The sequence below is a fragment of the Bradyrhizobium sp. CCBAU 45389 genome, from assembly GCF_028128625.1.
Classification (GTDB): Bacteria; Pseudomonadota; Alphaproteobacteria; order Rhizobiales; family Xanthobacteraceae; genus Bradyrhizobium; species Bradyrhizobium liaoningense_B.
The window spans coordinates 29,761-52,471 of the sequence record NZ_LBIY01000073.1 but is presented as its reverse complement, the minus strand read 5'-3'; the positions used below and the strand labels follow the sequence as shown (position 1 = coordinate 52,471).

Below are 22,711 nucleotides of genomic sequence, written 5' to 3'. Positions count from 1 at the left end.
TCCTCAGACATAGCGGTTGACCAGGGATTCCAGATATTCCTGCCGGCCCGAGCGCGGCTGCGGATCGAAGCCGGGACTCATCGCACGGTCGGCGAGATCGGCAAGCGAGCGCTGGCCGCCGAGAATGGCGCGGCCTTCCGGGCCGGCCCATCCGTCGTAGCGCGTCGCAAGCGGCGCGGTGAGGACGCCGGCATCGAGCATGTCCGCGGCGGCGAGGAAGGCGCGCGCGCAGGCATCCATCGAGCCGACATGGGCGTGAATGAGATCATCGGGGTCGATCGACTGGCGGCGGATCTTGGCGTCGAAATTCAGCCCGCCCGAGGTGAAGCCGCCGCGGTTCAGGATCTCGTGGAACACCAGCGCGAGCTCGCTGATGTTCATCGCGAATTGATCGGTGTCCCAGCCGAGCAGATCGTCGCCGCGGTTGACGTCGAGCGAGCCGAACACGCCGAGCGCCTCGGCGAGCGCGACCTCGTGATGGAAGGAGTGGCCGGCGAGGATGGCGTGGTTCTGCTCGATGTTGAGCTTGACGTCCTTGAGCAGGTCGTAGCGTTCGAGGAAGCCATAGCAGGTGGCGACGTCGAAATCATATTGATGCTTGGTCGGTTCCTTCGGCTTGGGCTCGATCAGGATCGGGCCCTTGAAGCCTATTCGGTGCTTGTGCTCGACGACGAGCGAGACGAAGCGGCCGAGCTGGTCGAGCTCGCGCTTGAGATCGGTGTTGAGCAGCGTCTCGTAGCCCTCGCGGCCGCCCCACAGCACATAGTTCTGGCCGCCGAGCCGGTGCGTCACCTCCAGCGCGGCGCGGACTTGGCCGGCGGCATAGGTGAAAATGTCGGGGTCCGGGTTGGTCGCGGCGCCCGCCATGTAGCGGCGATGCGTGAACAGGTTTGCAGTACCCCAGAGCAGTCGGACTTTTGCGGTTGCCATCTTCGCTTCGAAGACATCGGCGATCGCGTTGAGATTGGCGACGGACTCGCTGAGGGAAGCGCCTTCCGGCGCCGCATCGACGTCGTGGAAGGTGAAGAACGGCACGTCCAGCAGGCGGAACAGCTCGAAGGCGACATCGGCCTTGGCGCGCGCCATGGCCATCGGATCGGTGCCGTGGTGCCACGGCCGCAAGAAGGTCTCGCCGCCGAAGGGATCGCCGCCCGGCCAGCACAGGGAATGCCAGTAGCAGACCGCGAAGCGCAGATGATCCTCGAGCCTGCGGCCGTGCACGAGGCGATCCTTGTCGTACCAGCGGAAGGCATGCGTGTTCGCCGCATCCTTGCCGGCGAAGGCGACGGGGGTATTTGCATCGAAGAATTTGGCTGACGCGTTCACTTAAGAGATCTCCTTCAATGCGGGATAAAGCGCGCGCCAGCGGCGATAGGCCTGGTCGTAGGCGGCGGTCACGGATGCGCGGGGCGCGAAGCTCGCGAGCCGCCGCGGACGGGTGCAGATTTGCGCGGGATCTTCGCCGGTGACGGCGAGGCGGCCGAGCCGTGCGGCGCCGAGCGCAGCGCCGACCTCACCCTCCTCGACGCGATGGACGGGAATGCCGAGCACGTCGGCGCAGATCTGGGCCCACAGCGGCGAGCGCGAGCCGCCGCCGACGAGATCGACTTCGCTGATCGGCCCGCTCGCCGCGCTGAGTGCCGCCAGATTGTCGCGTGCGGCAAAGGCAACGCCTTCGAGCACGGCCTGCACGATCTGGCCACGTCCGGTCGCACCGCGCAGGCCAACGAGGGCGCCGCTCGCGGCAGCATCGTTGTGCGGCGTGCGCTCGCCATCGAGATAGGGCAGGAATTTGATCGGGCTCGGTGCATCGACGCGCTCGCCGAGCGGCGCGAGCAGCGCGGCCGCCGGCGTCTCCATGACATCGGACAGCCAGGCGAGCGAAGCCGCCGCCGACAGCATCACGCCCATCTGGTGCCAGAGGCCGGGCAGCGCGTGGCAGAACGCATGCACCGCTGACGCCGGCGCCGGCGCAAAACGATCGGTGACGCGGAACACCACTCCGGAGGTGCCGAGCGACAGGAAGGCATCACCAGGTGCGATGGCGCCGAGCCCGATCGCACTCGCCGCGTTGTCACCGGCGCCGCCGGCGACCACGACGTCCTTCGCCATGCCCCAACGCTGCGCATATTCCGGCGCGAGCACGGCGCTCACTGCGCTGCCCTCGACGAGGCGCGGCATGTGGTGGAGATCGAGGCCGGTCGCATGCAGCAGCAGGGCCGACCAGCGGCGCTGGCCGACATCGAGCCACAGCGTACCGGCCGCATCCGACATGTCCTCGACCATCTCGCCGGTCAGCCGGTAGCGGACATAGGCCTTGGGCAGCAGCACCTTGGCGACGCGCTTGAAGATCTCCGGCTCGTGCCGCGCGACCCAAGACAGCTTTGGCGCGGTGAAGCCGGGCATCGCCAGATTGCCGGCGATGGCGTGCAGCGACGGACAGCGCCGCTCCAGCATGGTGCATTCGGCCTGCGAGCGGCCGTCGTTCCAGAGGATCGCGGGACGCAGCGGCCGTCCGTCCTCGCCGAGCAGCGTCGCGCCATGCATCTGGCCCGACAGGCCGATGCCGGCAACCCGCGCCACCTCGCGCGGATGATGGCTCGCGAGATCGTCGACCGCGCCGATCGCGCCCGCGACCCAGGCGTCGGGATCCTGCTCGGACCACAGCGGCGCCGGATGCGACAGCGCGAGCTCGCGCGCCGCCGTCGCGACCACCGCGCCGGCTTCGTTCACGAGAACCGCCTTCACACCGGACGTGCCGATGTCCAGTCCGAGATACACGCCATCCTCCCCTTCTTCCGCCGCGGTGCGCGAGCTTGATGTCGCCTTCCCCGCAACGGGCCGTTTCCAGATCGACCTGCCGCTAAGGCAGATTGTCCCGCATCACGATGTCGATCCTGATCTTCTCCTGTTCGCGCAGAATCGGCTCGCCGCGGGCGAGCGAGAGCAGCACGCGCACTGCGGCGCGCGCCTCATGTCCCGGATTCTGCGAGATCGCGGCATCCATCACACCCTGCAACAGCAGCCGGCGCGTCAGCGCGGTGACGTCGTGCCCGACAAACACGACCTTGTCGCGGCCGGCCTCGCTCAACGCTTTGTTGTTCAACGCTTGGGCGACACCCTGCGTGCCGGCGCCGACGTTATAAAGGCCGACAATGTCAGCATGCCTGCCCAACAGCCGGGCCAGCAGCTGCTCCGAGCGCTCGTCCTCGTCGCGCCCCTCGAGCACCGGCAGCACGCTGAGGTCGGGGAATTCGCTCGCCATCACCTGGTTGAAGCCGAAGATGCGCTCGGCGTGGTCGCGCAGGCCCTGCGATCCCGCGACGACGGCGACCTTGCCTGAGCGCCCGCCGACCAGCCGCCCGACCAGCGCGCCGGCAGTGCGGCCGGCGGCGATGTTGTCGATGCCGACATAATGGTGGCGGCGCGACGACGGCACGTCCGAGACCAGCGTCACGACCCTGGTGCCGGCATCGACCAGATCATTGATGGCGGCGCGAACGGTGGGGTGATCCAGCGCCACCACGGCGACGCCGTCGTAATCGCCGGACAGCGCCTCTAGCGAGGCGGCCAGCACGGAGGCGTCGAACACGTCGGTGGCGACCATCTCGACATTGAGCCGGCGCGCCGAGAGCCAGCCTGACATCTCGCCGAGATAGGCCTCGATCTGCTGCATGAACGGGTTCGGCCCCGACGGCATCACGAAGGCAAAGCGGCGGGCGCGGCCGCGCGCGAGCTCGGCGGCCGCCACATGCGGCTGGAATGAATTGCGCTCGATCGCCTCCCTGACGCGCCGGACCGTGTCCGGCCGTACGCCCGGGCGGTTGTGCAGCACGCGATCGACTGTCGCCAGGCTCACCCCCGCCTCGCGGGCGATGTCCTTCAGCGTCAGCGCGGCGGTGGTCAGCGTGTCGGCCATGGCTGAAGGCTAGCAGAGGCGTTTTGAGGTACGCAACTCATTTTGAGGGGCGGCAGGGCATTTTCGAGCCCGGGTTGAGCCGGGCCGCGGCTAGCCGCCGGTCAGATCCAACATCAGGAACAGGCTGTTGGGATCCTCGACATAGCCCTCGAACGGGCCGCAGAGCACAAAACCGTGCGCCTGATAGAGCGCATGCGCCGGCTTGAAATAATCCCACGAACCGGTCTCGAGGCTGAGCCGCTGCAGGCCGCGCCCGCGGGCCTCCGCGATGATGTGGCGAAGCATCTGGCCGCCAAAACCGCGCCGGCGCTCGGTCTGCAGCGTATGCATCGACTTGACCTCGCCGTGACCAGGCGAAAGCGTCTTCAGCGCGCCGGTGGCGACCAGCGTCTCGCCGTCCCAGCCGGTCCAGAACGCGATGTCGCTGGCGCGAAGGCCCGCGAGATCGAGCGCATGCGCGCTGCCCGGCGCGGTCTGCGCCCGCGCCGCCGTGACGTGATAATCGAGCAGCGCGACGACGCGGGGATCGAAGGTGTCGCCGGTGCGGATCTCAATCGTCACGGCCGCACTCCGCTTGCAAGCTGCTTCTGCATGAAGACGAGATCGAGCCAGCGGCCGAACTTGCAGCCGACCTCCGGCATGCGACCGACCTCGGCGAAGCCGAGCGAGGCGTGCAAGGCAATCGAGGCGGCGTTGGCGGCCTCGATGCCGGCGATCATGGCGTGCTTGTTCAGCGCAGTGGCGCGCTCTATCAGCGTTGCCATCAAGCAGCGGCCGACGCCGAGCCGATGATGCCGCTCACCGACGTAGACCGAGTTCTCGACGGTATGGCGATAGCCGGGAAAGGGGCGGAAGTCGCCGAACGAGGCGAAGCCGACGACGTCCCTTCCCTTCATCGCGACCAGCACGGGATAGCCCGCCTCCTGCCGTGCGCCCATCCAGGCGCGCCGCGAGGCGAGATCGGCCGGACCGTCGGTCCACACCGCCGTGGTGTTGAGCGCAGCATGATTATAGATCGCGAGGATATCCGCGGCGTCCTCCAGCGTGGCGTCCCGCACGATCAGCGGCATCACATCTTCCCGTAAGAGGTGCCGCGCCGCGTGATGATGACGTAGCGCGCGTCCTGTCTGGTTTCGTTCTCGAAGGTCACCGCGCGCATCACGTCGAAGTCGAGACAGTCGCCGTCGCGCAGGCGCACCGTCTTGGCGTCGATATGCACGCAGACCGCGCCCTCCAGCATCAGGAGCTGCTGGGTGAAGGCGTTGCGGCCCCAAGGACTGTAGGAGACGCGCGCGCCGGCGGGCAGGTCGACGACGATGATCTCGATGCCGCTCGCCGCATCCGGCGGCGAGGCATGACGCCGGCGGTAGCCGCTGTCGGGATCGCGCCAATGCGGCTGGTCGGCGAGCCGCATCAGGCGCTCCGGCGGCTTCTCCGCGAGCGCGACGACGTCGCTGAGCGTAACGTCGAGCGCCGCGCAGAGCTTGTTGAGCAGCGCCGCCGTCGCGCTGCTCTGCGCCCGCTCCACCCGCCCGATCATGGCCCGGCTGACGCCGGAGCGGCCTGCGAGTTCGTTCAACGTCATGCCCGCCTGCGTCCTCAAGGTCTTCAAGCGACGACCGATCGCGCGGTCGAGTTTCTGCTGGTCCATGGTTGTCATCCGAACATTGCCCGACACGAGGACCGCACCCATCGGGGCAACAGAAGCTTAAGCCGGGCGAGCCGCGCGTGCCGGGAACGAGGAGCTAATATATTAGAATCTTTGCGCGGCAAATTCTCTGGAATCTTGCCAGAGCCCGCCAGGACATGGCGGTGTCCCCGGGGAAATTCGCTAGATGAGAAAATCCGGCGCCGCACCGTGGGCCTGCGGGATCATGGACCCGGGCGCGAGGTGAAGCGCCATCGCATGATGATCCGCGTCGGTCAGCGTCAAAATATTGGTCTGAGGGTCGAAGGCCACGTTCACCTTGGCGTCGAAGCCATCCAGCACCAGCGTTGTGCCCGGCGTATAGTTCGAGATGACACCGGACGTTTGCTTGGCGTTGGGCCCGAACACGAATGTGTCCGTCCCCGTCAGGACGACGTTGCTGCTCAGATTGCCGGTGACCACCAATGTCCCGTTGTTGACGTTGACGGCTCCAGCCCCGCTCAAATTATCGACCTTGAGCACGCCGCTATCCAGGACAGTGCCGTTGTTGACGAAATTGCCCGAGACATCCACCTCGCTGCCGGCGTGCACATTGACGATACCGCCATTGGTCAGGCCATTCCCGAAATCGATCGTACCGCCCTGGTCGGCGGTGATCGTTCCAAACGTGTTGAAAACGGCGTCGTCGAAATTGAGCGAGGCATGCACGGCTTCGATCAGGCCGCTGCTGGTGACGGAATTGCCGGTGCTCACCGTAAGCGGCTGGGACCCGTTCGCCTCGAGCGTGCCGGAGACGCCGATATCCAGGGTGAGGCTGTGATCCCCGTTTCCGATGGTGCCGGCGCCGTCGATCGCGCCGCCTTCGAGGTCGAGCGTGTGATGCGCGCCGCTGTTCAGGATTAGGGAGCCCGGATCGAGCTTGATCTCGCCATTGCCGATGACCGTGGCGTCGCCGGTCAGGATGACTTTCGCGGCATTGAAGAGCTCGATCCTGCCGCCGTTGTTCAGCAGGCCGCCGACATTCAGAACGCTTCCGGCGCCGTCGTCGAACACGGCACCAGCCTTGAGCGTCACATTGTTGAAGCTGTTGCCGCTGCCCGCAACGGATTCGATGAGTCCGCCTGATGTCGCATCCAGCGACGTCCCGTCCAGATGCACATTGTCGAAGGTGATGGTGCCGCCATTGGCGACGATCGCACCGAGGGAACCGCCGGCGATCGTATCGTTCACGAACGCGAGCATCGCCTGGGTTTCGCTCAGCGAGCCGAGATTGCTGATCGTGCTGTTGCTGATCACACCGGCGCTGCCGGTCTCGTGAAAATTGCCGGTCACGCTGATATTGATCGTGGCCCGGTCAATCGACGTGAAGCCGGTCGAGCCGGTGACAGTCAGAACGCCGCCGCTGGCGTCATTCACGTCAGTGACCGTGATCGCGACGTTCTTTGTGGTGATTTCTGTCCCGTCGCTGACCGCGACGGTGACGTCATAGACGTTGTCGTGATTCGCGTCCTTCGGCGCCTCGAAGTCGAGCGCGGACTTGAACGTCACATCGCCCGTCGCCGACACGTCGAACAGAGCCGCGTCAGTGCCGGACAGCGAGTAGGTCAGCGCGGGACTGTCCACATCGGTCGCCGCGATGTGGTAGGAGACGCCAGAGCCATTCTCCGCGAAGCTTGCCGTCGTGCCCGAGCTGATCACGGGCGCATCATCGATTCCGGTCAGCGTCACGGTGACGCTCTGTGCCCCGTAGAAGCCGCCGAGGGCCAAGATGAAGATGTCGGTATGGGTCTGTCCGGCCGCGAGCGGAGCGATGTTGGCATGAGAGACATCATAGGTCCACGTCACCTTGCCATCGGCAGCGTCGGCGGTGGCCGTGAGTGTGCCGAGATTGCCGTCTTGCGGTGTCACCGCGATCCTGTCGGTACCGGCAAAGAAACCCGCCTGCGATGTCGAAACATGGGCAGCGCCATTGTCCGTCAGCTTCGCTGCGGTGAAGGAAGACGTAGTAAGATCTCTCACAAAGATGTCGTAGGTTTTGTTGGTATCGCCCGGCACCAGAATGCTGGTTAAAGACTCGAATGCCACCTTGGTGCCATCAGGCGAGAATACGGGAAGCCGGCTGCCGCCTCCGATTTCCCACGGGAAGCCCCCATTGGTCGAGACGGCCGTGATGGCGCCGGTGACCAGGTCCTTCACAAAGATGACCTGATCGCCATGGCCACCCGGCACGAGATTGGTGGCACTGGAATAGAACGCAATCTTGGTGCCATCAGGCGAGAATACAGGTTTCTGGGCTTCGCCGTTGTTCTGCGGGATTCCGTCGGCATCGGTCGATACCAGCGTGACCGCGCCTGTGGTCAGATCCTTAATGACGATGTTACCGATTCGGTTGTTGTTACTACCCGGCACAAGAGTTTCGGCAAAGGTATAGAACGCCACCTTGGTGCCATCTGGCGAGAACACCGGGTCGAAGCTGCCGTGATCCCCGCGAGCGCCGCTGGCGCTGACCGACACCAGTGTGGTGGTCCCGATGGCAAGATCCTTGATGTAGATCTCGGTGGTGTCGCCAAATCCTGTATTCGACCCGAACACGATCTTGGTGCCATCGGGCGAGAACGAGGGGGGAAGGTAAAGCCATTCTCATCGCCGCCGTTGCCGGGTCCTCCGTTGTATGGATTGGGCGCTATGAGCGTTATCGCGCCAGTGGTGAGGTCCTTGATAAAGATGTCGCGCAGGTGGTCGGTATCATCAGGCACGAGATTGTCGGCATCGGAAAGGAACGCAACCTTGGTGCCGTCAGGCGAGAATATTGGATTGGTGGTCGAGAAGCCGTCCGCCTGCCCCCCACTGGCACTGGTCGACACGCGCGTGAGGGCACCGGTGGCCAGGTCCTTCACGAAGATGTCGGCGCCCGCTGCGAACGCCAACTTGGTGCCATCGGGCGAAAAAATCGGCTGGTAGCCACCCAGCTGAACCCCGCTGGCATCGGTCGACACAAGCGTGATCGCCCCGGTCGAAAGGTCCTTCACGAAGACGTCGGGTGCACCGTTGGTATCGCCGGGCACCAGATTGTCGGCATAGGATGCGAACGCCACTTTCGTGCCGTCGGGCGAGAACACGGCCTGGACACTCGCGCCATCCGCCTGCGCCCCGGTTGCGCTGGTCGACACGCGCGTGAACGCATCGGCGTTGCCACCGCCAGTGGTGAAACCAGGTGCTGAATTTGTCATCAATGCCTCCGTTTGCCCGGCAACAGGCCGGGTCCGAATGTTTTGTTCGATGATCAGAAACAAAAACGCGGCGCCAATAAGTCGCTGCCGACCAGACTGCTGATCAAAGCAAGTCTAGTGCCCCTGGATGACGAACGCTTGATGTCGCGCGATGCGTCATCGCTGCAAAGATGCGAATGATGGGCATGGATTCCGGCATGGCTCGAACGACAACACGCATGCTCGGGCAATCAGCATCCATGAGTCTTGCTTCGTCTCCGATCAACACTTGAGCAGATTTTGGCCGCTGTGACTGCTCCGAAGGCTGCTTCGTCCTTGGCGCTGAGGTCATTGATCGAATCGTCGAAAGGCGTTCGATGCGCCCGGAAGACGTTCGAGCCTTGCACGCCGGATGCCGTCACCGCCCCCGCGATTCGACCGTCGCATTCGGCCAGCGGCAGGCATTCGCAAGCCTGGCGCGGACAATGTCGATGCCGGCGAGGTCGAAGGTCGCGCTGATGGTGCGCCCCGCACCGTCGGTCACGGCGATCGACATCCGCCCGCCGACGAGCGCGCGCACCAGATCGACCGGGTCATCCGCCATGGAGGCGGTGCGGCCATCGACTGCCAACCGCCAGCGTAGCGGTCTTGCCGCCGGCAGATCGGAGGACATCACGACCTCGACGTCACCACCGCGCGAGGCGCGCCAGACGCCGTTGGCGCCAAGGGACATCTCGGTCCGCTGGTTCCGGCAACGCAGGACCAGCGTCTGCGGCGCGTCGGCAGCAATGGGCGGAAGCGCATAGAGCTTGGCCACGAAAAGCGGCGAGAAGTCGCGCGGAGACGTGGTCTCGCTGATCAGCCATCCTCTTGCGGCCGGAAGTGCTGCGGTCGGATCGTCTCGATCGGGGTGTGCCGCCACTGGCGGCGGCTCGGATGCGGCCGGCGCGGGCGGCATGCGGGCGCGCGGCGTCGCGGGCACATCGCCGGACTGCCGGGCCTCGTCCTTGTTGGCAAACAGATGATCGAGGCATTGTTTCTCCGCACTGTGCGCCTTCAACCTGCAGCCAAGACGAGCCGCAGTGTCGCTGCCGACCTGATCGCAGGCTGCTTCAGCGTTGCGTGTCTGCGCGAAGCATTCGTCCAGGCCCTTCAAGGTACTGGACGCGGATTGACCGTGGGCTTCCGCGATCTCGATCATGGCGAACAGGAGAGCGGCGAGCCGCCTCATGGGCGCGCCGTCCGATTGGCGATCTGGGGATCCCGCCAACTCTCGGCCGCCTTCAGGCGCTGCAGTCCGGGAACGCCGGCAGAGGGATCGGCATCCTTCCATTTCGGATCGAAGCCGGACACACGCAGCTCGTCGAGCTTGCCGAACAGCTCGTTCACGAAGGCCGTCACACGGTCATGGCGCGATGAACCCGGGGCCCAGTTGTAGGCGACCAGAACCGTCGGTACCGCGATCGTCTCGACCGTCTGGCCCGCCGGCACGAGCGCCGGATAGTCGGCCGAGGTCAGCGAGGCGGGCACGTAATAGTCGATCAATCCAGGGCCAAACGGCACCGGCAGGAACTTGAAGCCCTCGTCCCATTTGCGCTTCACGAACGCGTCGACCGGCTTGGACGTGACGAAGACCACGGCCGCCATCTCGCCCTTGCGCATCTGCTCGAGTGCAAGCGGGTGAGGCATGAAGGTCTTCTCGACCTCGATACCGAGGCGGCTGAGAATGAGCGGCCCCGAATAGGCGGCGGCGGTGCCCTGCGTGTTGAAATTCACCTTCTTGCCCGCGAGGTCGGCGAGCGATTTGATCTCCGGACGCGCGAAGATGTGCAGCTCCGACGGAAACAGGTTCATCACGTGGACGATACGGTTTCCGATCTCGGGCACCTGCGCGCGGTATTCGTCGAGCGAATCGCTGTTGATGATCGCGACATCGACCCCCTTGAGATAGAGCAGATCGTTGACGTTCTCGGTCGGTCCGCGCGTCACGATCGGAAGCACGTTCAGCTTTCCGCCCTCGTTGACGACGCGCGAGATCTCGGTGGCGAAGCGAAGCGGCGCGCCTTCCAGCAATCCGGCGGCGAGACCGACCGAGCCCGCGTTGATGCGATCCCTCACCTCCGCTTCCGAGCTTCGCGGTTGAACCGGGCGCGCCGCGGAACTGCTGCGCGCCGGCGCGGTTGCGGCACGCTCGACGGACCGCTTGTCAGCACCGGCCCTGCTGGCCTTTTGCGCAGAAGCGGGCAGCTCGAGCAGCGACAAGGCCAGTACGAACAGCAGCCTGCGCATCATCGCGGCCTCCTATGTCTATGGCCGGACGTAGCTCCAGCCCTTCTCCTGCAGCTCCATCATGTGGACGACGCCCGAGGGCACCATGGACGCCTCCGGCAGCAGCTCCAGCGGCTTGCCTTCCTTCTTTTCCATCCCTTCCCTGGTGACGCCGCATGCCGCGAAGCTGATCCTGCTCGGGAAGGCGAGCTCGTTCATGGCGTGAATGCGATCGGCGACCGGTGTCGTGTCCTTGCGCAGCATGTGCAGCCCGGGACCGAACGCCACGATCTCGACGTCGGCTTCCTCGCCCTTCTTGCGGTAGTATTCGAGCACGTTGGTTGCGTTGTTGAGCGCCAGATTCATCACGGCGGGATCGTTCTGGTTGACCTGGATCACGAGCCGATGCGCAGCCGGCTTGGCCGGGCGGACCGCGGCTTGCTTCTTCGGGACCATGGCGCGCGCCGTGATCGCAGAGCCCTGCTGCTGTTGCATCGAGGTCATGGGATATGCCGAGCTGATTGCAAATGTGGCAATCATGGCTGTGACGATATGGATTCGTGCATCAGGCATGGACCATCTCCCCTCTGGGTCTTGCGCTCTACATGCGGTGCAACTCGTTCGATCTCGATCCGGCCCTTGAGCCGTTGATGCTGCGTGCGGATTTACGCGGGCGGTGCCCGGAAACATGAACTCCGCGTCGGCCTGCCGACAGACTGCAGTTCGTGCTAAGCGCAATGGACTAAGCGCGGCACATCAGCTCGACGTGCCCGTTCGTTGGCGCACCGGTTCAAGACCGCGGGAGAATTCGGGCCGCAACACCAAAGGGCCGATCGGGCCGGGGGAAGGGATTGGAGCGGGCGAAGGGAATCGAACCCTCGTATGCAGCTTGGGAAGCTGCCGTTCTACCATTGAACTACGCCCGCGGATGCGCTGCTCCGCGCACATCCTGATTAGCCGAGACGGCGCCTCCCGCCAAGCGGTTTGGCGCGTCCGCCCGGACGGTTGTTAATGTCCTGGCAAGATTCTGGGTGCGCTGGATTGTGGCGGTGTTATGATCGGCCTGTCGGGGGAAGAGCGTGCACTGAGTGGGGCGTGTGCATGGTGGGGCGTGGCTACACGGTATTCGACACGGCGATAGGCCGTTGCGGCATCATCTGGAGCAGCACCGGCGTCGTGGCCGTGCAGTTGCCGGAGGCGCGGGAGATCGACACGCGCCGCCGCATTTTCCAGGCTCATCCCGAGGCGCGCGAGCAGCGGCCTTTGCCCAATACCGAGCTTGCGATCGAGGGCATCGTGAGCCTGCTGCAGGGCAACGATCCCGATTTTTCCGACGTCAGCCTGGATGCCGGCGGCGTGCCCGGCTTCAACCGGCGGGTCTATGAATACACCTGCACGATTCCGCGCGGGGAGACGCGCACCTATCACGAGATCGCCAAGGCACTCGGCGCCTCCGGCGCAGCGCATTCGGTGGCGCAGGCGATCGCGAAAAATCCCTACATGCTGATCGTGCCGTGCCACCGGGTGCTGGAGGCCGGCAATTACACCGGCCGGATCTCGCCTTACGGCGGGGTGATCTCCAAGCGGCGGCTGCTGTCGCTGGAGGGCGCCCATCCGGTCGCCAGCAAGACGCTGTTCGAGGTGCTGCTGCCCGTTGCTCCGCCGAGGCCGTCCGGCTAAGGCGCGATCCCGATCGCACCTTAGCCTTGTCTTTTTGGGCATGATCTTGTCGGACAACCGCTACACACTTGTCCGGATCATGCCTAGATAAGGCGGCATGGATGCCACCACGCTGCTGACGACACGTTCGATGACCGTCTCCGAGTTTCGCTGCGATGCGGGACCGGACGACACGCCGTTCGCGGAATGCCGCACCGGCCATTCCATCGCCTATGTCCGCTCCGGCAGTTTTGGCTGCCATTGCCGTGCCGGCTTCTTCGAGCTGGTGGCGGGCTCGATGCTGGTCGGCGCCCCCGGCGAGGAATACACCTGCACGCACGAGCATGTCTCGGGCGACGTCTGCCTCGGCTTCTTCTTCAGCGAAAACCTGGTCGATGCCCTCGGAGGACGGCGCGAGATCTGGCAGGTCGGCGCGACACCGCCGCTGCCCGAGCTGATGGTGCTGGGCGAGCTGGCCCAGACGGCAGCAGATGGCAACAGCGACCTGGGTCTCGACGAGATCGGCCAAATTCTTGCGGGCCGTTTCATTGATGTGGTTTCGGGCAAGGCCCGCAAGCCGGCCACTCCGACCGCGCGCGACCGCCGCCGCGCCGTCGAGGCCGCGCTGTGGATCGACGACAATTCGCATGCCGAGCTCGACCTCGAACAGGCAGCAAGGCAGGCCGGCCTCAGCCCATTCCATTTCCTGCGGCTGTTCTCCGCCGTGCTCGGCGTCACCCCGCATCAATATCTGGTCCGCTCGCGGCTACGGCACGCCGCGCGCCTGCTGACAGATGATGACATTGCCGTCACCGATGTCGCCTATGACGTCGGCTTCGGCGACCTCTCCAACTTCGTCCGCACTTTCCATCGCGCCGCCGGGGTGTCGCCGACGAAGTTCCGACAGGCCTCGAAGGGCGAGCGCAAGATTTTCGGCGAACGGCTGGCCCTGAACTGACGAGGCAGCCGCGCGCTAAGCCTTAGTTGACCAGGTGCGGCGGAATAGATCGCCGCCCACAGCGCACTACGCTAACGTTCGGTCGGAGCGCGCGGCGAGACGCAACGTGGAATGGATCCTCATCATCATCGGCTTCGGTGCCTTCGCCTGCTACCGCATGAGGCGTGCGAACGAGAAGGCCGCCGAATATGCCGCAACCGGTATGGCGCGATCACCACTGTACTGGTCGACCGTGGCACTCACCATGACGCTGCTCGGGCTCTCCCTGTACATGGCTCATCTCGGGCACGAGGGGCCAATCCCATGGCTCTATTGGCCGATCGTGGTCGTCCTGGCCGTCATCATCCTGCTGCTGCGCCGTGCCCTAAAATGGCGCTACCCGGTCTAGCAGGGGCGGAGCGCAAGATTCTCCAAGAGCGGGTTGCCCTCAACTGACTAGGGTCGTCTCCGGCGCGCGCCAGTTGCGGCGCGCTTTGCAATGGAGACGAATATGTACGACCACATCGGATTGCGCGTTGCCGACCTCGACGCCGCCACGCGCTTCTACACCGCGGTGCTGGCACCGCTCGGCTATGTCCTGTGCTCAAGCGGCGACGGCTATGCCGGCTTCGGGCCGAAGGGCGAGCCGGGGCTGTGGCTGCATCTGAACAAGGGGCGCAAGGCCGACGGCGCGCATATCGCGTTTCGCGCCGGGGATCACGACGCGGTCAAGGCGTTTCACAGCGAAGGACTGAAGAGCGGCGGCCGCGACAATGGCGGCGCCGGGCCGCGCAGGGATTACAGCCCGACCTATTATGCGGCGTTTTTGATCGATCCTGATGGCAACAATGTCGAGGCGGTTTGTGTGTGAGGCGCGACCAAGCGCTCCACATACGCAGATGCCGTAGGGTGGGCAAAGCGTAGCGTGCCCACCATCTGTCGCGATCATTGACAGATCGTGGGCACGGCGCGTTGCGCCTTTGCCCACCCTACGAGCTCCATCTCATGAGGAACAACATATGGCCTCCATCCACAACGACATCCCCCTGCCCGTTCCCGCCCGCGACGTCTGGGACGCGGTGCGCGATTTCGGCGCGCTGCCGCAGCGGCTGGCGCCGGGCTTCGTCACGGCCTGCACACTCGACGGCGATGCGCGTATCGTCACCTTCGCCAACGGCTCCGTCGCACGCGAGGTGCTGGTCGATTGCGACGACGCGCGACGGCGTCTGGTCTATGCGATCAACAACGAACGGCTGAAGCATTACAGCGCCTCGGTGCAGGTGATCGCCGAGGGCGAGGCGCGGTGCCGGCTGGTCTGGATCATCGACATGCTGCCGAACGAGCTTTCGGCCTACGTTCAGGGACAAACGAAGGAGGCCGTCGCCGCGATCCACCGGGCGTTCCCGCCCGCGTAGCTCTTTGTTTGAGCATGATCTTTTCGGAAAACCGCTGCACACTTTTCCGGATCATGCTCGCTTGCGTGATGTTTTTCACAGAGCCGCGCCCTCGCCGGCCGTAACCATGCCCGCGTGCGTCCGGTTGGCTCCGCTCTCCCGGCGGCGCCACGCACGCGAGGAGCATGCCATGAGAGGTGCGGACAAGGTGATCTGTCAGGCGGCCGCCGTGCTGCTGCTGTTTTCGATGTCGAGCGTGCCGGCCAAGGCGCAGTTCCTCGGCGGCGGAGGTGCCGGCGGCGAGGACATGATGACCCAGATGGCGCCGATGCTGGAGATGATGAAGGCGAAGATGGGCAAGCGCCGCTTCGCCATGCTGATGCAGACCATGGGCCCGATGATGAGCCGCATGATGGAGAACGGCGGCGGCGGATTTGGTGCCCCGAATTACGGCGGCTACGCGCCGATGGGCGGAGGCGTGCCGACCGGCCTCGGCGGCGTGGGCGGCGGCGACATGATGGCGATGATCCCGCAACTGATGCGGCTCGCCAATGTGGGCGGCGGCGGCCATCGCCGCCACAAGCATCGCTAGACTGTACGCACTGGCTGCTGCCGCGTGGCAACTCCGGCAACGAAGCAACCACCCTTCGGGGGCACGAAGGATGGTTGCACCGGGTCAGGGGCGTGATGCGTCGGGGCTATCAGACCCGGTCGTTGAGAAGGACGCCGGACACCGAAGCGGTTGCAGTCGCAGCGTCGGTCGATCCCGCGTCGTACGTGTGGTCGGCGAACGCGTCTTTCAGTGATTGGAGAAATTGCTGCAGCAACTCCGTCGCGGACGTGGTGCTGGACGAACTATCTGTGCTGCTCTCGGTCGTCGTGTCGCTCGATCCGGTCGTGCTGGACGAGGTCGAATCGGTCGACGAGTTCGTCAGCGACTGAAGGAATTGCTGCAGCAGATCCACCAGCGGATTGCCGCTCGATGAACTGTCGGTGCCACTGGCCGCCGAAGCGCCACCATCCGGCGGCGGCCCGGGCGGCGGTCCACCTGCGCCGCCCGGTCCACCCGGACCATGGGAGAACGCGGCCTTGAACACACCTTGCAGCTCGGTGGCCTGCTCGTCGGTCAGCTTGCCGTTCGAGACTTCCTGCTGGATGAGATCGTCGATCTTGGACGCGAACTCGTCGGGCGACAATTTGCTGCCGCTGGACTGATCGCTCGCGCTGCTCGACTGCAGGGCGGAATCGATGTCGCTGAGCGCTGACGACAGCGCCGTCTGATCGGACGAGCTGATCGCGCCGGAACTGACTTCCGCCTGCAGTTCATCCTGCAGTCGCTGCAACGGCGATGTGTGGTGATGGGAGGAGAGCGACGAAATCGAGGTCATGGTGGCTTTCCGTGCTGATGAACTCGCGGCGAAGTTGTCGCCAGGAGCTGGCGCGGAGCCTTCGGCATGGCGCGGCATCGGTTACCGCGCATTGCCAAGCAACCGATGGAAACATTCAGAAACAAAAATCCGGCGCGCGTCCTAATCCGCCGCGCCGGACAGAGCCGGCCTGATCGCGGGCTTGCCCTCGCGCGGTCCCCAGCGCGTCAGCACGACGCTGGAGCAGGACAGCAGGCCGAGCACGACCATCGAACTCGCGGCCAGCCAGAAGAAGCTCTGCGCGGTGGCCTCGTGCGTCAGCAACCACCAGCCGACCGCCGAGATGTAGATCAGCCGCGCGGTCTGCGCCAGCACCGGGCCGATCACCTTCGCCGCACCTTGCGAGGAGAAATACATCGTCGAGGCCAGTCCGATGAAGGCGTAGAACGGCGCCACCGTGGACAGATATTGATGGCTGGTGGCGCGCACGGTCGCACTATCCGTGAAGATGTTGACCCAGAGATCGGGGAACAGCGCGACGAGGCATGCCGGCGCACCGACGGCGACGAACGCGCTCGCGCCTGCGATCCAGGCGATGCGCCGGGCACGCGCGATGCGGCCGGCGCCGATGGCCATGCCGACCATCGGCACCGAGGCGATGCCGAACGAGAACGCGATCGAGGTCAGCAGAAATTCCAGCCGCGCGCCGATGCCGTATCCGGCTAGGATCGCCGTGCCGAACTTCGCCAGCATGTGGGTGAAGATCGAGATCGTCAGCACCGATTGCAGCGGCGAGAAGCAGGCGATGGCGCCGACCTTGAGGATGTCGAAGAACATCGCCCATTGGATGCGCAGGCCGCGCAGCTTCGGAACGACGCGGGCGCGGCCCGAGAACAGGTACCAGCCCATGATCGAGATGTTCATGCAATAGGCGATCAGTGCGCCGGCCGCGACGCCGCGCATGCCGAGCTGCGGCACCGGACCGAGCCCGAGGCCGAGCGTGCCGCCGAGCACGATCTGCCAGGCCGCGGAGTTGAGGATCAGGAACGACGGCAGCTTCATGTTGCCGGTGCCGCGCAGGATGCCCGCCATGGTGTTGAGCAGCCAGGGCAGCACGGCGCCGCCGAAGAACACCTGCGTGTAGGCGATCGCATGCGTCAGCACATCGCCGCGGCCGCCGAGCATTTCGAGCACCGTGGGGCCATAGATCAACATGCCCAGCATGAAGACGAGACCGAAGCTGATGCCGATCAGCAGCGCATGCGCGGCGAGCGTGCCGGCGCGCTCGCGATCGCCGGCGCCGAGCGCGCGTGCGATGGCTGAAGCAACCGCGCCGCCCATAGCGCCGCCCGACATCGTCATGGTCAGGATCACTGTCGGAAACACCAGCGCCATCGCGGCCAGCGCCTCGACGCCGAGCCGGCCGATATAGGAGGTCTCCGCGATCACGGTACAGGTGCCGGCCGACAGCGCGATCACGTTCGGCCAGGCGAGTCCGAGCAGCGTGCGCAGGATCGGCCCGTCGGTCAGCGCGCTCCGCACGGGACGCGGCGGCGGCGGCAGCGGGCGCTCTTGCTCATCGACCGGGATCTCGGCGATGTCGGACATGTCCTCTCCCGGACGCAGGCGCCATTTGCGGCGCGGCAATCATTTGGTGTGCCAATGGCTTCGTTCGCGCGAAAGGCGCGGCAGGGGCTTGTTAGCACGGCGATTGCCGATTCCTCCTGCGCCTGATGCAGGCGTGCCCTGCGGCAGCGCATTCCAACGGGTGGAATTAGCCGATCGTCCAGACCAGCGGCGGGCGGCCGCCCGCGCTCGGACGCATCTGCACGCCGATGTGTCGGCCGCAACCTGCGGCGAGCCCTTCGAACAATCCCTCCAGCACCTTGGCACAGGCGCGGTGATAGTCGGCGACGTCGTCCATCAGCTTCCAGCTCTGCTGGCGGAGCTCGAACCCGCCTTCGGACTGCGCCATCTCGGCTGCGTCATCCTGCGCGGCGAACAGCGCGTTGAGGAACGATGCGAACTCGCATGCGCCGCCGCGGGTCATCGACAGCGCCGCTGCAACCTCGTCGAAATATTGCATCCCGATCAGCTTGCCGGTGAGGCGCAGCAGATAGCCGGCATCCTCCGGGCCGAACAGCTGCACCATCACGGGCGCGGCGGTGCGGACATATTCCATCGCGTAGTTGCGATAGGCTTTTTCCAGCCGCGGCTTCGGCCAGCTCGCGACCGGCAATGCCGGCGCGGTCGCAGCGTCGAACATCGGCGCCTCCAGATGCCGCGCGAACACGAGGCGCTGATCGAGCTCAAGCGGGTGGCCGTACTGGTGATAGTAACCTTCGAGCCCGTCCTGGCCGTCGACGCTCTGCTTGGTGCAGACGAAGCCGAGGCGGAGATCGCCGAGGGCTGCGCCGTTGTTGGCGTGCCAGCCGCGCAGCATCGCGCGCGAGACCTCGCCCGGCACGCCGCAGATCGCGGTACCCTTCCAGATCCAGCGCGGCGGCGGATAGCGGATCCAGGCTTTGCGGTCGCTCTCGTACATGCACTCGACATGCACGCCGCCGATCCAGTTGGAGAGATAGTGATATTGCGCTGCAGCCACCGCCGGCGGCAGATGGTCGATGCCGAGCTTCTTGAGCCCTGGCAGGAAGCGCTCCTGCTGCTGGCGGCGGAACACGCGAAAGACGAATTCGGCCGCATCCGCCGTGCCGCGGCGCGTGACGACGGTGAGGATGAGGCCGGTGAAATAGGCGTGATAGAGATCAGCGACCGCGCGCCAGCGCTTCCATTGGGCTTCCTGCGCGGTGTCCGCTGGCGTGGTCATGTTCACTCCCGATCGTTGTTGCGATCGAGTGTGTCACTGCGTCCGGTGACAGGCAACCTGACCTGCGTGCAAGGGCCCCTGCACGGGGCCCCGGCAATTCCGCATCACGAATTTTGCGCAGGCCTAAAGCGCGATGAGATTGGGACGAATCATCATCGCGCTTTAGGTTATTGTTTGAGCATGATCTTTTCGGAAAACCGCTGCACACTTTTCCGGATCATGCTCTAGCAGCACGCTCGCGCTCGACGCGTTCGGTGACGTCGCGGGCCATCGCCACCGATCCCTGTATTGCGCCATCAATGTCGCGCACCAGCGCGAACGTCATCTCGATGTAGAGCTTGCGGCCGCTCTTGTGCAGCGCGCGGGTCAGCGTCGGCTTACCTGCAAGCTTCATCGTGCCGCTCGCGAGTGCGGCCTCGAAACCCTTCCAGTGCGCGGCGCGGAGATGCTCGGGAATGATCAGATCGAGATTCTGGCCGAGCGCTTCATCGGCGGTGAAGCCGAACAGCGCTGTCGAGGCGCGATTCCACCGCGTGATCGTGCCGGAGCGATCCGAACAGATCAGTGCGTCCGCGACGTCGTTGAGGATGTTTGCGTCGAGTTGGGATTGATCGGTCATCTCGCCACCTCGCCCGAATGTAGCCCGGATGGAGCGAAGCGTAATCCGGGATCGATCCCACAAGCGAGAGAGTCCCGGATTACGCTTGCGCTCCATCCGGGCTACAGGATCGGGCTACACCCGAAAATGCTTCGATAGTTTGAGGCCCTGCGCCTGGTAGTTGGAACCGATGCGCTGGCCGTACATCGCGTCGGGGCGCGCCAGCATCTTTTCATAGACGAGACGGCCGACAATCTGGCCGTGCTCGAGGATGAACGGCACTTCGCGCGAGCGCACCTCCAGCACGGCGCGCGCGCCCTGCCCGCCGGCGCCGGCATAGCCGAAGCCGGGATCGAAGAAGCCGGCATAGTGCACGCGGAATTCGCCGACCAAGGGATCGAACGGCACCATCTCCGCGGCGTAATCAGGCGGCACCTGCACGGCTTCCTTGGAGGCGAGAATGTAGAACTCGCCGGGATCGAGGATCAGGCTGCCGTCGGGACGGGCCGCGATCGGCTCCCAGAAATCTTCCACCGCGTAGCCGGCACGGCGATCGACGTCGACGACGCCGGTGTGGCGCTTGGCGCGATAACCGACGAAGCCATTGGCTTTCTCGCCCGAGAGATCGACGGAGACGGCGACGCCGCCGGAGAGATCGGCATCGTCGATGTCGACGAGACGCTCGGCGGCATGCAAGCCATCGAGCTCGTCGGCGTTGAGGATGGCGTCCCCAGTGCGGAAGCGCACCTGCGACAGGCGCGAGCCCTCGCGCACCAGCACCGGAAACGTCTTCGGGCTGATCTCGGCATAGAGCGGGCCGTGATAGCCGGCGCCGATCATGTCGAAGCGGCGGGTGCCGTCGGCGATGACGCGGGTGAAGACGTCGAGGCGGCCGGTCGAGCTTTTCGGGTTCGCCGCCGCGACGATTTCCGGCGGCAGCGCGAGGCTCTCGAGCAGCGGCACGATGTAGACGCAGTTGGTCTCCAGCACCGCGCCGTCGGCGAGGCTGAACTCGTGCAGCTTCAATTCGTCGATGCGCTCGGCGACGGTGGCGCCGGGGCCGGGCAGGAAGCTGGCGCGGACGCGATAGGCGATGTCGCCGAGGCGCAGGTCGAGGCTCGCCGGCTGGATCTGGCTTTCGACGAAATCGTATGCGGGCAGGATGAGACCTGCCTCCGCCATCGCCGCGATCATGCGGTCGGGCAGGATACCATTGGCGTCGGCGGCGATCGAAAAGCTCAACCGGGGGTCCTCATCAGGGGTCAAACGCATCCGGACATGCAGGAAATACTAGCCTTTTACGGCTATCCGATGGACGCCTTGACGGAAAGGCCATTGCGGAATATGAGCATCACTTATCCCGTGGTGATTTGAGCCGGCCGGCTTGCAGCCACGTTAAATAAGTCGCTAAACAGGCCGGGGACCTCTGTGATCCCGGCCCGTGGTTTTGTCCAGGCCGGTTTTTTTGTGACCGTTTTCGACGAAACGGTCATGTCGGAGGGTCCTATGTCGAAGTCGCCTGCTGCTTACCGCCCCGAAACCCGCCTGGTCCATTCCGGCACCCTGCGCTCGCAATATGGCGAGACGTCGGAGGCGCTGTTCCTGACGCAGGGCTATGTCTACAACAGCGCCGAGGAGTGCGAGGCGCGGTTCAAGGGCGAGGACCCCGGCTTTATCTATTCGCGTTATTCGAACCCGACCATTGCGATGTTCGAGCGCCGCATGATCGAGCTCGAAGGCGCCGAAGCCGCCCGCTCGGCGGCAACCGGCATGGCCGCGGTGACGACCGCGATCCTGGCGCCGCTGAAAGCCGGCGATCACGTGGTCGCCTCGCGCGCCCTGTTCGGCTCGTGCCTCTACGTGATTCAGGATCTGCTCCCGCGCTACGGCATCGAGACCACGCTGGTGGACGGGCTCGATCTCGACCAGTGGCAGCGCGCGCTGAGGCCCAACACCAAGACGTTCTTCCTGGAGAGCCCGACCAATCCGACGCTCGATGTGCTCGACATCCCCTTCATTGCCGAGATCGCGCACAGCGGCGGCGCGCGGCTCGTGGTCGACAACGTGTTCGCGACGCCGATCTGGCAGAGCCCGCTCGCGCTCGGGGCCGACGTCGTCGTCTACTCCGCGACCAAGCACATCGACGGCCAGGGCCGGTGTCTGGGCGGCATCATCCTGTCCTCGGAAGCCTTCATCTCCGAGCACCTCCACAATTTCATGCGCCAGACCGGCCCCTCGATCTCGCCGTTCAACGCCTGGGTCCTGCTCAAGGGCCTGGAGACGCTGGGCGTGCGCGTGCGCGCGCAGACCGACACCGCCGCGCGTATCGCCGAGGTGCTGGCGAGCCATCCGAAGATATCGCGGCTGGTCTATCCCGGCCGCGCCGATCACCCGCAGGCGGCTCTCGTGAAGAAGCAGATGCGCGGCGGCTCGACGCTGGTCGGCTTCGAGGTGAAGGGCGGCAAGGCGGCGGCGTTCCGCGTGCTCAACGAGCTGAAGCTTGCGAAGATCTCGAACAATCTCGGCGACGCCAAGAGCCTCGTCACGCATCCGGCCACCACGACGCATCAGCGCCTCAAGCCGGAAGACCGCGCCGCGCTCGGCATCAGCGAGGGATTCATCCGCTTCTCGGCGGGGCTGGAGCATGCGGACGATCTGATCGAGGATCTGACGGCGGCGCTGGAGAAGGCGTGAGGCGATCGAGGTCTCGTAGGGTGGGCAAAGCGAAGCGTGCCCACCAATCACGATCTCAATGCCGATAGATAGTGGGCACGGCGCGCGAAGAGCGCGCCTTTGCCCAAGGCACGGCCCGAATGGAGAGATCACCCCACCCCGCTCGCGCTGCGCGCGATCGACCCTCCCCCTCCAGGGGAGGGTAAAGCAGA

23 protein-coding genes, 1 tRNA gene and 1 riboswitch are annotated in these 22,711 nt (G+C 65.3%); of the genes, 7 read left to right on the top strand and 17 right to left on the bottom strand.

From position 1 onward, the window contains the following. Positions 1–3 precede the first annotated feature (3 nt). From xylA to XH79_RS08995, 12 genes are all read right to left on the bottom strand, one after another. Positions 4–1,326: a xylose isomerase gene (xylA, locus tag XH79_RS09050; protein WP_271581441.1), complete on the bottom strand. Its 1,323-nt coding sequence runs from the start codon at positions 1,324–1,326 to the stop codon at positions 4–6. Next, complete coding sequence (gene xylB / locus XH79_RS09045; protein WP_271581440.1) at positions 1,327–2,781, bottom strand: xylulokinase; 1,455 nt, start codon at positions 2,779–2,781, stop codon at positions 1,327–1,329. Between the two features lie 82 nt (positions 2,782–2,863). Continuing rightward, positions 2,864–3,919, bottom strand: a complete 1,056-nt coding sequence (locus tag XH79_RS09040) for a LacI family DNA-binding transcriptional regulator (protein WP_271581439.1) — start codon at positions 3,917–3,919, stop codon at positions 2,864–2,866. A 90-nt stretch (positions 3,920–4,009) separates the two neighbouring features. Beyond that, entirely contained in the window at positions 4,010–4,474 is a 465-nt protein-coding gene (locus tag XH79_RS09035; protein ID WP_271581455.1) for a GNAT family N-acetyltransferase, read from the bottom strand. Positions 4,475–4,476: 2 nt separating this feature from the next. Then, positions 4,477–4,989 carry a GNAT family N-acetyltransferase gene (locus tag XH79_RS09030; RefSeq protein WP_212340864.1) on the bottom strand — a complete coding sequence of 171 codons (513 nt, stop codon included), beginning with the start codon at positions 4,987–4,989 and terminating at the stop codon, positions 4,477–4,479. Continuing rightward, positions 4,989–5,570, bottom strand: a complete 582-nt coding sequence (locus tag XH79_RS09025; protein WP_063921603.1) for a helix-turn-helix domain-containing protein — start codon at positions 5,568–5,570, stop codon at positions 4,989–4,991. Before XH79_RS09025 ends, XH79_RS09030 begins: the two co-directional genes overlap by 1 nt. Before the next feature lie 180 nt (positions 5,571–5,750). Next, on the bottom strand, positions 5,751–7,475 hold the full coding sequence (locus XH79_RS09020; RefSeq protein ID WP_271581454.1) for a VCBS domain-containing protein: 1,725 nt from the start codon (positions 7,473–7,475) through the stop codon (positions 5,751–5,753). Positions 7,476–7,924: 449 nt separating this feature from the next. Further along, on the bottom strand, positions 7,925–8,860 hold the full coding sequence (locus XH79_RS09015) for a TolB family protein (protein ID WP_271581438.1): 936 nt from the start codon (positions 8,858–8,860) through the stop codon (positions 7,925–7,927). Positions 8,861–9,194: 334 nt separating this feature from the next. Continuing rightward, positions 9,195–9,977 carry a hypothetical protein gene (locus XH79_RS09010; RefSeq protein WP_271581437.1) on the bottom strand — a complete coding sequence of 261 codons (783 nt, stop codon included), beginning with the start codon at positions 9,975–9,977 and terminating at the stop codon, positions 9,195–9,197. Positions 9,978–10,003: 26 nt separating this feature from the next. Further along, entirely contained in the window at positions 10,004–11,068 is a 1,065-nt protein-coding gene (locus tag XH79_RS09005) for a TAXI family TRAP transporter solute-binding subunit (protein ID WP_271581436.1), read from the bottom strand. 15 nt (positions 11,069–11,083) lie between these two features. Further along, positions 11,084–11,617, bottom strand: coding sequence for a DsrE family protein (locus tag XH79_RS09000; RefSeq protein ID WP_271581435.1), 534 nt, complete (start codon positions 11,615–11,617; stop codon positions 11,084–11,086). Positions 11,618–11,896: 279 nt separating this feature from the next. Continuing rightward, positions 11,897–11,970, bottom strand: a tRNA-Gly gene (locus tag XH79_RS08995). A gap of 175 nt (positions 11,971–12,145) precedes the next feature. Here XH79_RS08995 and XH79_RS08990 point away from each other — a divergent pair. From XH79_RS08990 to XH79_RS08965, 6 genes are all read left to right on the top strand, one after another. Then, positions 12,146–12,724, top strand: a complete 579-nt coding sequence (locus XH79_RS08990) for a methylated-DNA--[protein]-cysteine S-methyltransferase (protein WP_271581434.1) — start codon at positions 12,146–12,148, stop codon at positions 12,722–12,724. A gap of 97 nt (positions 12,725–12,821) precedes the next feature. Next, complete coding sequence (locus XH79_RS08985; RefSeq protein ID WP_271581433.1) at positions 12,822–13,661, top strand: helix-turn-helix transcriptional regulator; 840 nt, start codon at positions 12,822–12,824, stop codon at positions 13,659–13,661. A 106-nt stretch (positions 13,662–13,767) separates the two neighbouring features. Then, positions 13,768–14,049: a hypothetical protein gene (locus XH79_RS08980; protein ID WP_271581432.1), complete on the top strand. Its 282-nt coding sequence runs from the start codon at positions 13,768–13,770 to the stop codon at positions 14,047–14,049. Between the two features lie 102 nt (positions 14,050–14,151). Next, complete coding sequence (locus XH79_RS08975) at positions 14,152–14,511, top strand: VOC family protein (RefSeq protein WP_271581431.1); 360 nt, start codon at positions 14,152–14,154, stop codon at positions 14,509–14,511. Between the two features lie 148 nt (positions 14,512–14,659). Continuing rightward, complete coding sequence (locus XH79_RS08970) at positions 14,660–15,055, top strand: SRPBCC family protein (RefSeq protein WP_271581430.1); 396 nt, start codon at positions 14,660–14,662, stop codon at positions 15,053–15,055. Positions 15,056–15,224: 169 nt separating this feature from the next. Next, a complete protein-coding gene (locus XH79_RS08965) occupies positions 15,225–15,626 on the top strand; it encodes a hypothetical protein (RefSeq protein ID WP_271581429.1) in 402 nt (133 codons plus the stop codon). A 109-nt stretch (positions 15,627–15,735) separates the two neighbouring features. On the opposite strand, the gene XH79_RS08960 is transcribed toward XH79_RS08965, so the two are convergent. The 5 genes from XH79_RS08960 to XH79_RS08940 form a co-directional block, all read right to left on the bottom strand. Beyond that, positions 15,736–16,500 (bottom strand): hypothetical protein, encoded by a 765-nt coding sequence (locus XH79_RS08960; protein WP_271581428.1) that lies wholly within the window; start codon positions 16,498–16,500, stop codon positions 15,736–15,738. A 63-nt stretch (positions 16,501–16,563) separates the two neighbouring features. Continuing rightward, the gene (locus XH79_RS08955; protein WP_271581427.1) at positions 16,564–18,009 is read right to left on the bottom strand and encodes an MATE family efflux transporter; all 1,446 of its coding nucleotides are present in this window, start codon (positions 18,007–18,009) and stop codon (positions 16,564–16,566) included. Between the two features lie 166 nt (positions 18,010–18,175). Beyond that, on the bottom strand, positions 18,176–19,228 hold the full coding sequence (locus tag XH79_RS08950) for a hypothetical protein (protein WP_271581426.1): 1,053 nt from the start codon (positions 19,226–19,228) through the stop codon (positions 18,176–18,178). A 217-nt stretch (positions 19,229–19,445) separates the two neighbouring features. After that, positions 19,446–19,847 carry a PAS domain-containing protein gene (locus tag XH79_RS08945; RefSeq protein WP_271581425.1) on the bottom strand — a complete coding sequence of 134 codons (402 nt, stop codon included), beginning with the start codon at positions 19,845–19,847 and terminating at the stop codon, positions 19,446–19,448. Positions 19,848–19,961: 114 nt separating this feature from the next. Beyond that, positions 19,962–21,068, bottom strand: coding sequence for a 2'-deoxycytidine 5'-triphosphate deaminase (locus tag XH79_RS08940; protein WP_271581424.1), 1,107 nt, complete (start codon positions 21,066–21,068; stop codon positions 19,962–19,964). Positions 21,069–21,178: 110 nt separating this feature from the next. After that, positions 21,179–21,258: riboswitch (SAM riboswitch) on the top strand. 74 nt (positions 21,259–21,332) lie between these two features. Here XH79_RS08940 and XH79_RS08935 point away from each other — a divergent pair. Continuing rightward, on the top strand, positions 21,333–22,520 hold the full coding sequence (locus XH79_RS08935) for an O-succinylhomoserine sulfhydrylase (RefSeq protein WP_271581453.1): 1,188 nt from the start codon (positions 21,333–21,335) through the stop codon (positions 22,518–22,520). Positions 22,521–22,711 lie beyond the last annotated feature (191 nt).

Bases quoted from the DNA above. Each gene is read 5' to 3' on its own strand.
- XH79_RS09000 (WP_271581435.1), bottom strand. From the start codon at position 11,617: ATGCCTGATGCACGAATCCATATCGTCACAGCCATGATTGCCACATTT.
- XH79_RS09030 (WP_212340864.1), bottom strand. From the start codon at position 4,989: ATGCCGCTGATCGTGCGGGACGCCACGCTGGAGGACGCCGCGGATATC.
- XH79_RS08985 (WP_271581433.1), top strand. From the start codon at position 12,822: ATGGATGCCACCACGCTGCTGACGACACGTTCGATGACCGTCTCCGAG.
- XH79_RS09005 (WP_271581436.1), bottom strand. From the start codon at position 11,068: ATGATGCGCAGGCTGCTGTTCGTACTGGCCTTGTCGCTGCTCGAGCTG.
- XH79_RS08975 (WP_271581431.1), top strand. From the start codon at position 14,152: ATGTACGACCACATCGGATTGCGCGTTGCCGACCTCGACGCCGCCACG.
- XH79_RS08970 (WP_271581430.1), top strand. From the start codon at position 14,660: ATGGCCTCCATCCACAACGACATCCCCCTGCCCGTTCCCGCCCGCGAC.
- XH79_RS09040 (WP_271581439.1), bottom strand. From the start codon at position 3,919: ATGGCCGACACGCTGACCACCGCCGCGCTGACGCTGAAGGACATCGCC.
- XH79_RS09010 (WP_271581437.1), bottom strand. From the start codon at position 9,977: ATGATCGAGATCGCGGAAGCCCACGGTCAATCCGCGTCCAGTACCTTG.
- XH79_RS08950 (WP_271581426.1), bottom strand. From the start codon at position 19,228: ATGACCACGCCAGCGGACACCGCGCAGGAAGCCCAATGGAAGCGCTGG.
- XH79_RS08965 (WP_271581429.1), top strand. From the start codon at position 15,225: ATGAGAGGTGCGGACAAGGTGATCTGTCAGGCGGCCGCCGTGCTGCTG.
- XH79_RS09025 (WP_063921603.1), bottom strand. From the start codon at position 5,570: ATGGACCAGCAGAAACTCGACCGCGCGATCGGTCGTCGCTTGAAGACC.
- XH79_RS08990 (WP_271581434.1), top strand. From the start codon at position 12,146: ATGGTGGGGCGTGGCTACACGGTATTCGACACGGCGATAGGCCGTTGC.
- XH79_RS08960 (WP_271581428.1), bottom strand. From the start codon at position 16,500: ATGCCGCGCCATGCCGAAGGCTCCGCGCCAGCTCCTGGCGACAACTTC.
- XH79_RS08945 (WP_271581425.1), bottom strand. From the start codon at position 19,847: ATGACCGATCAATCCCAACTCGACGCAAACATCCTCAACGACGTCGCG.
- XH79_RS08935 (WP_271581453.1), top strand. From the start codon at position 21,333: ATGTCGAAGTCGCCTGCTGCTTACCGCCCCGAAACCCGCCTGGTCCAT.
- XH79_RS08955 (WP_271581427.1), bottom strand. From the start codon at position 18,009: ATGTCCGACATCGCCGAGATCCCGGTCGATGAGCAAGAGCGCCCGCTG.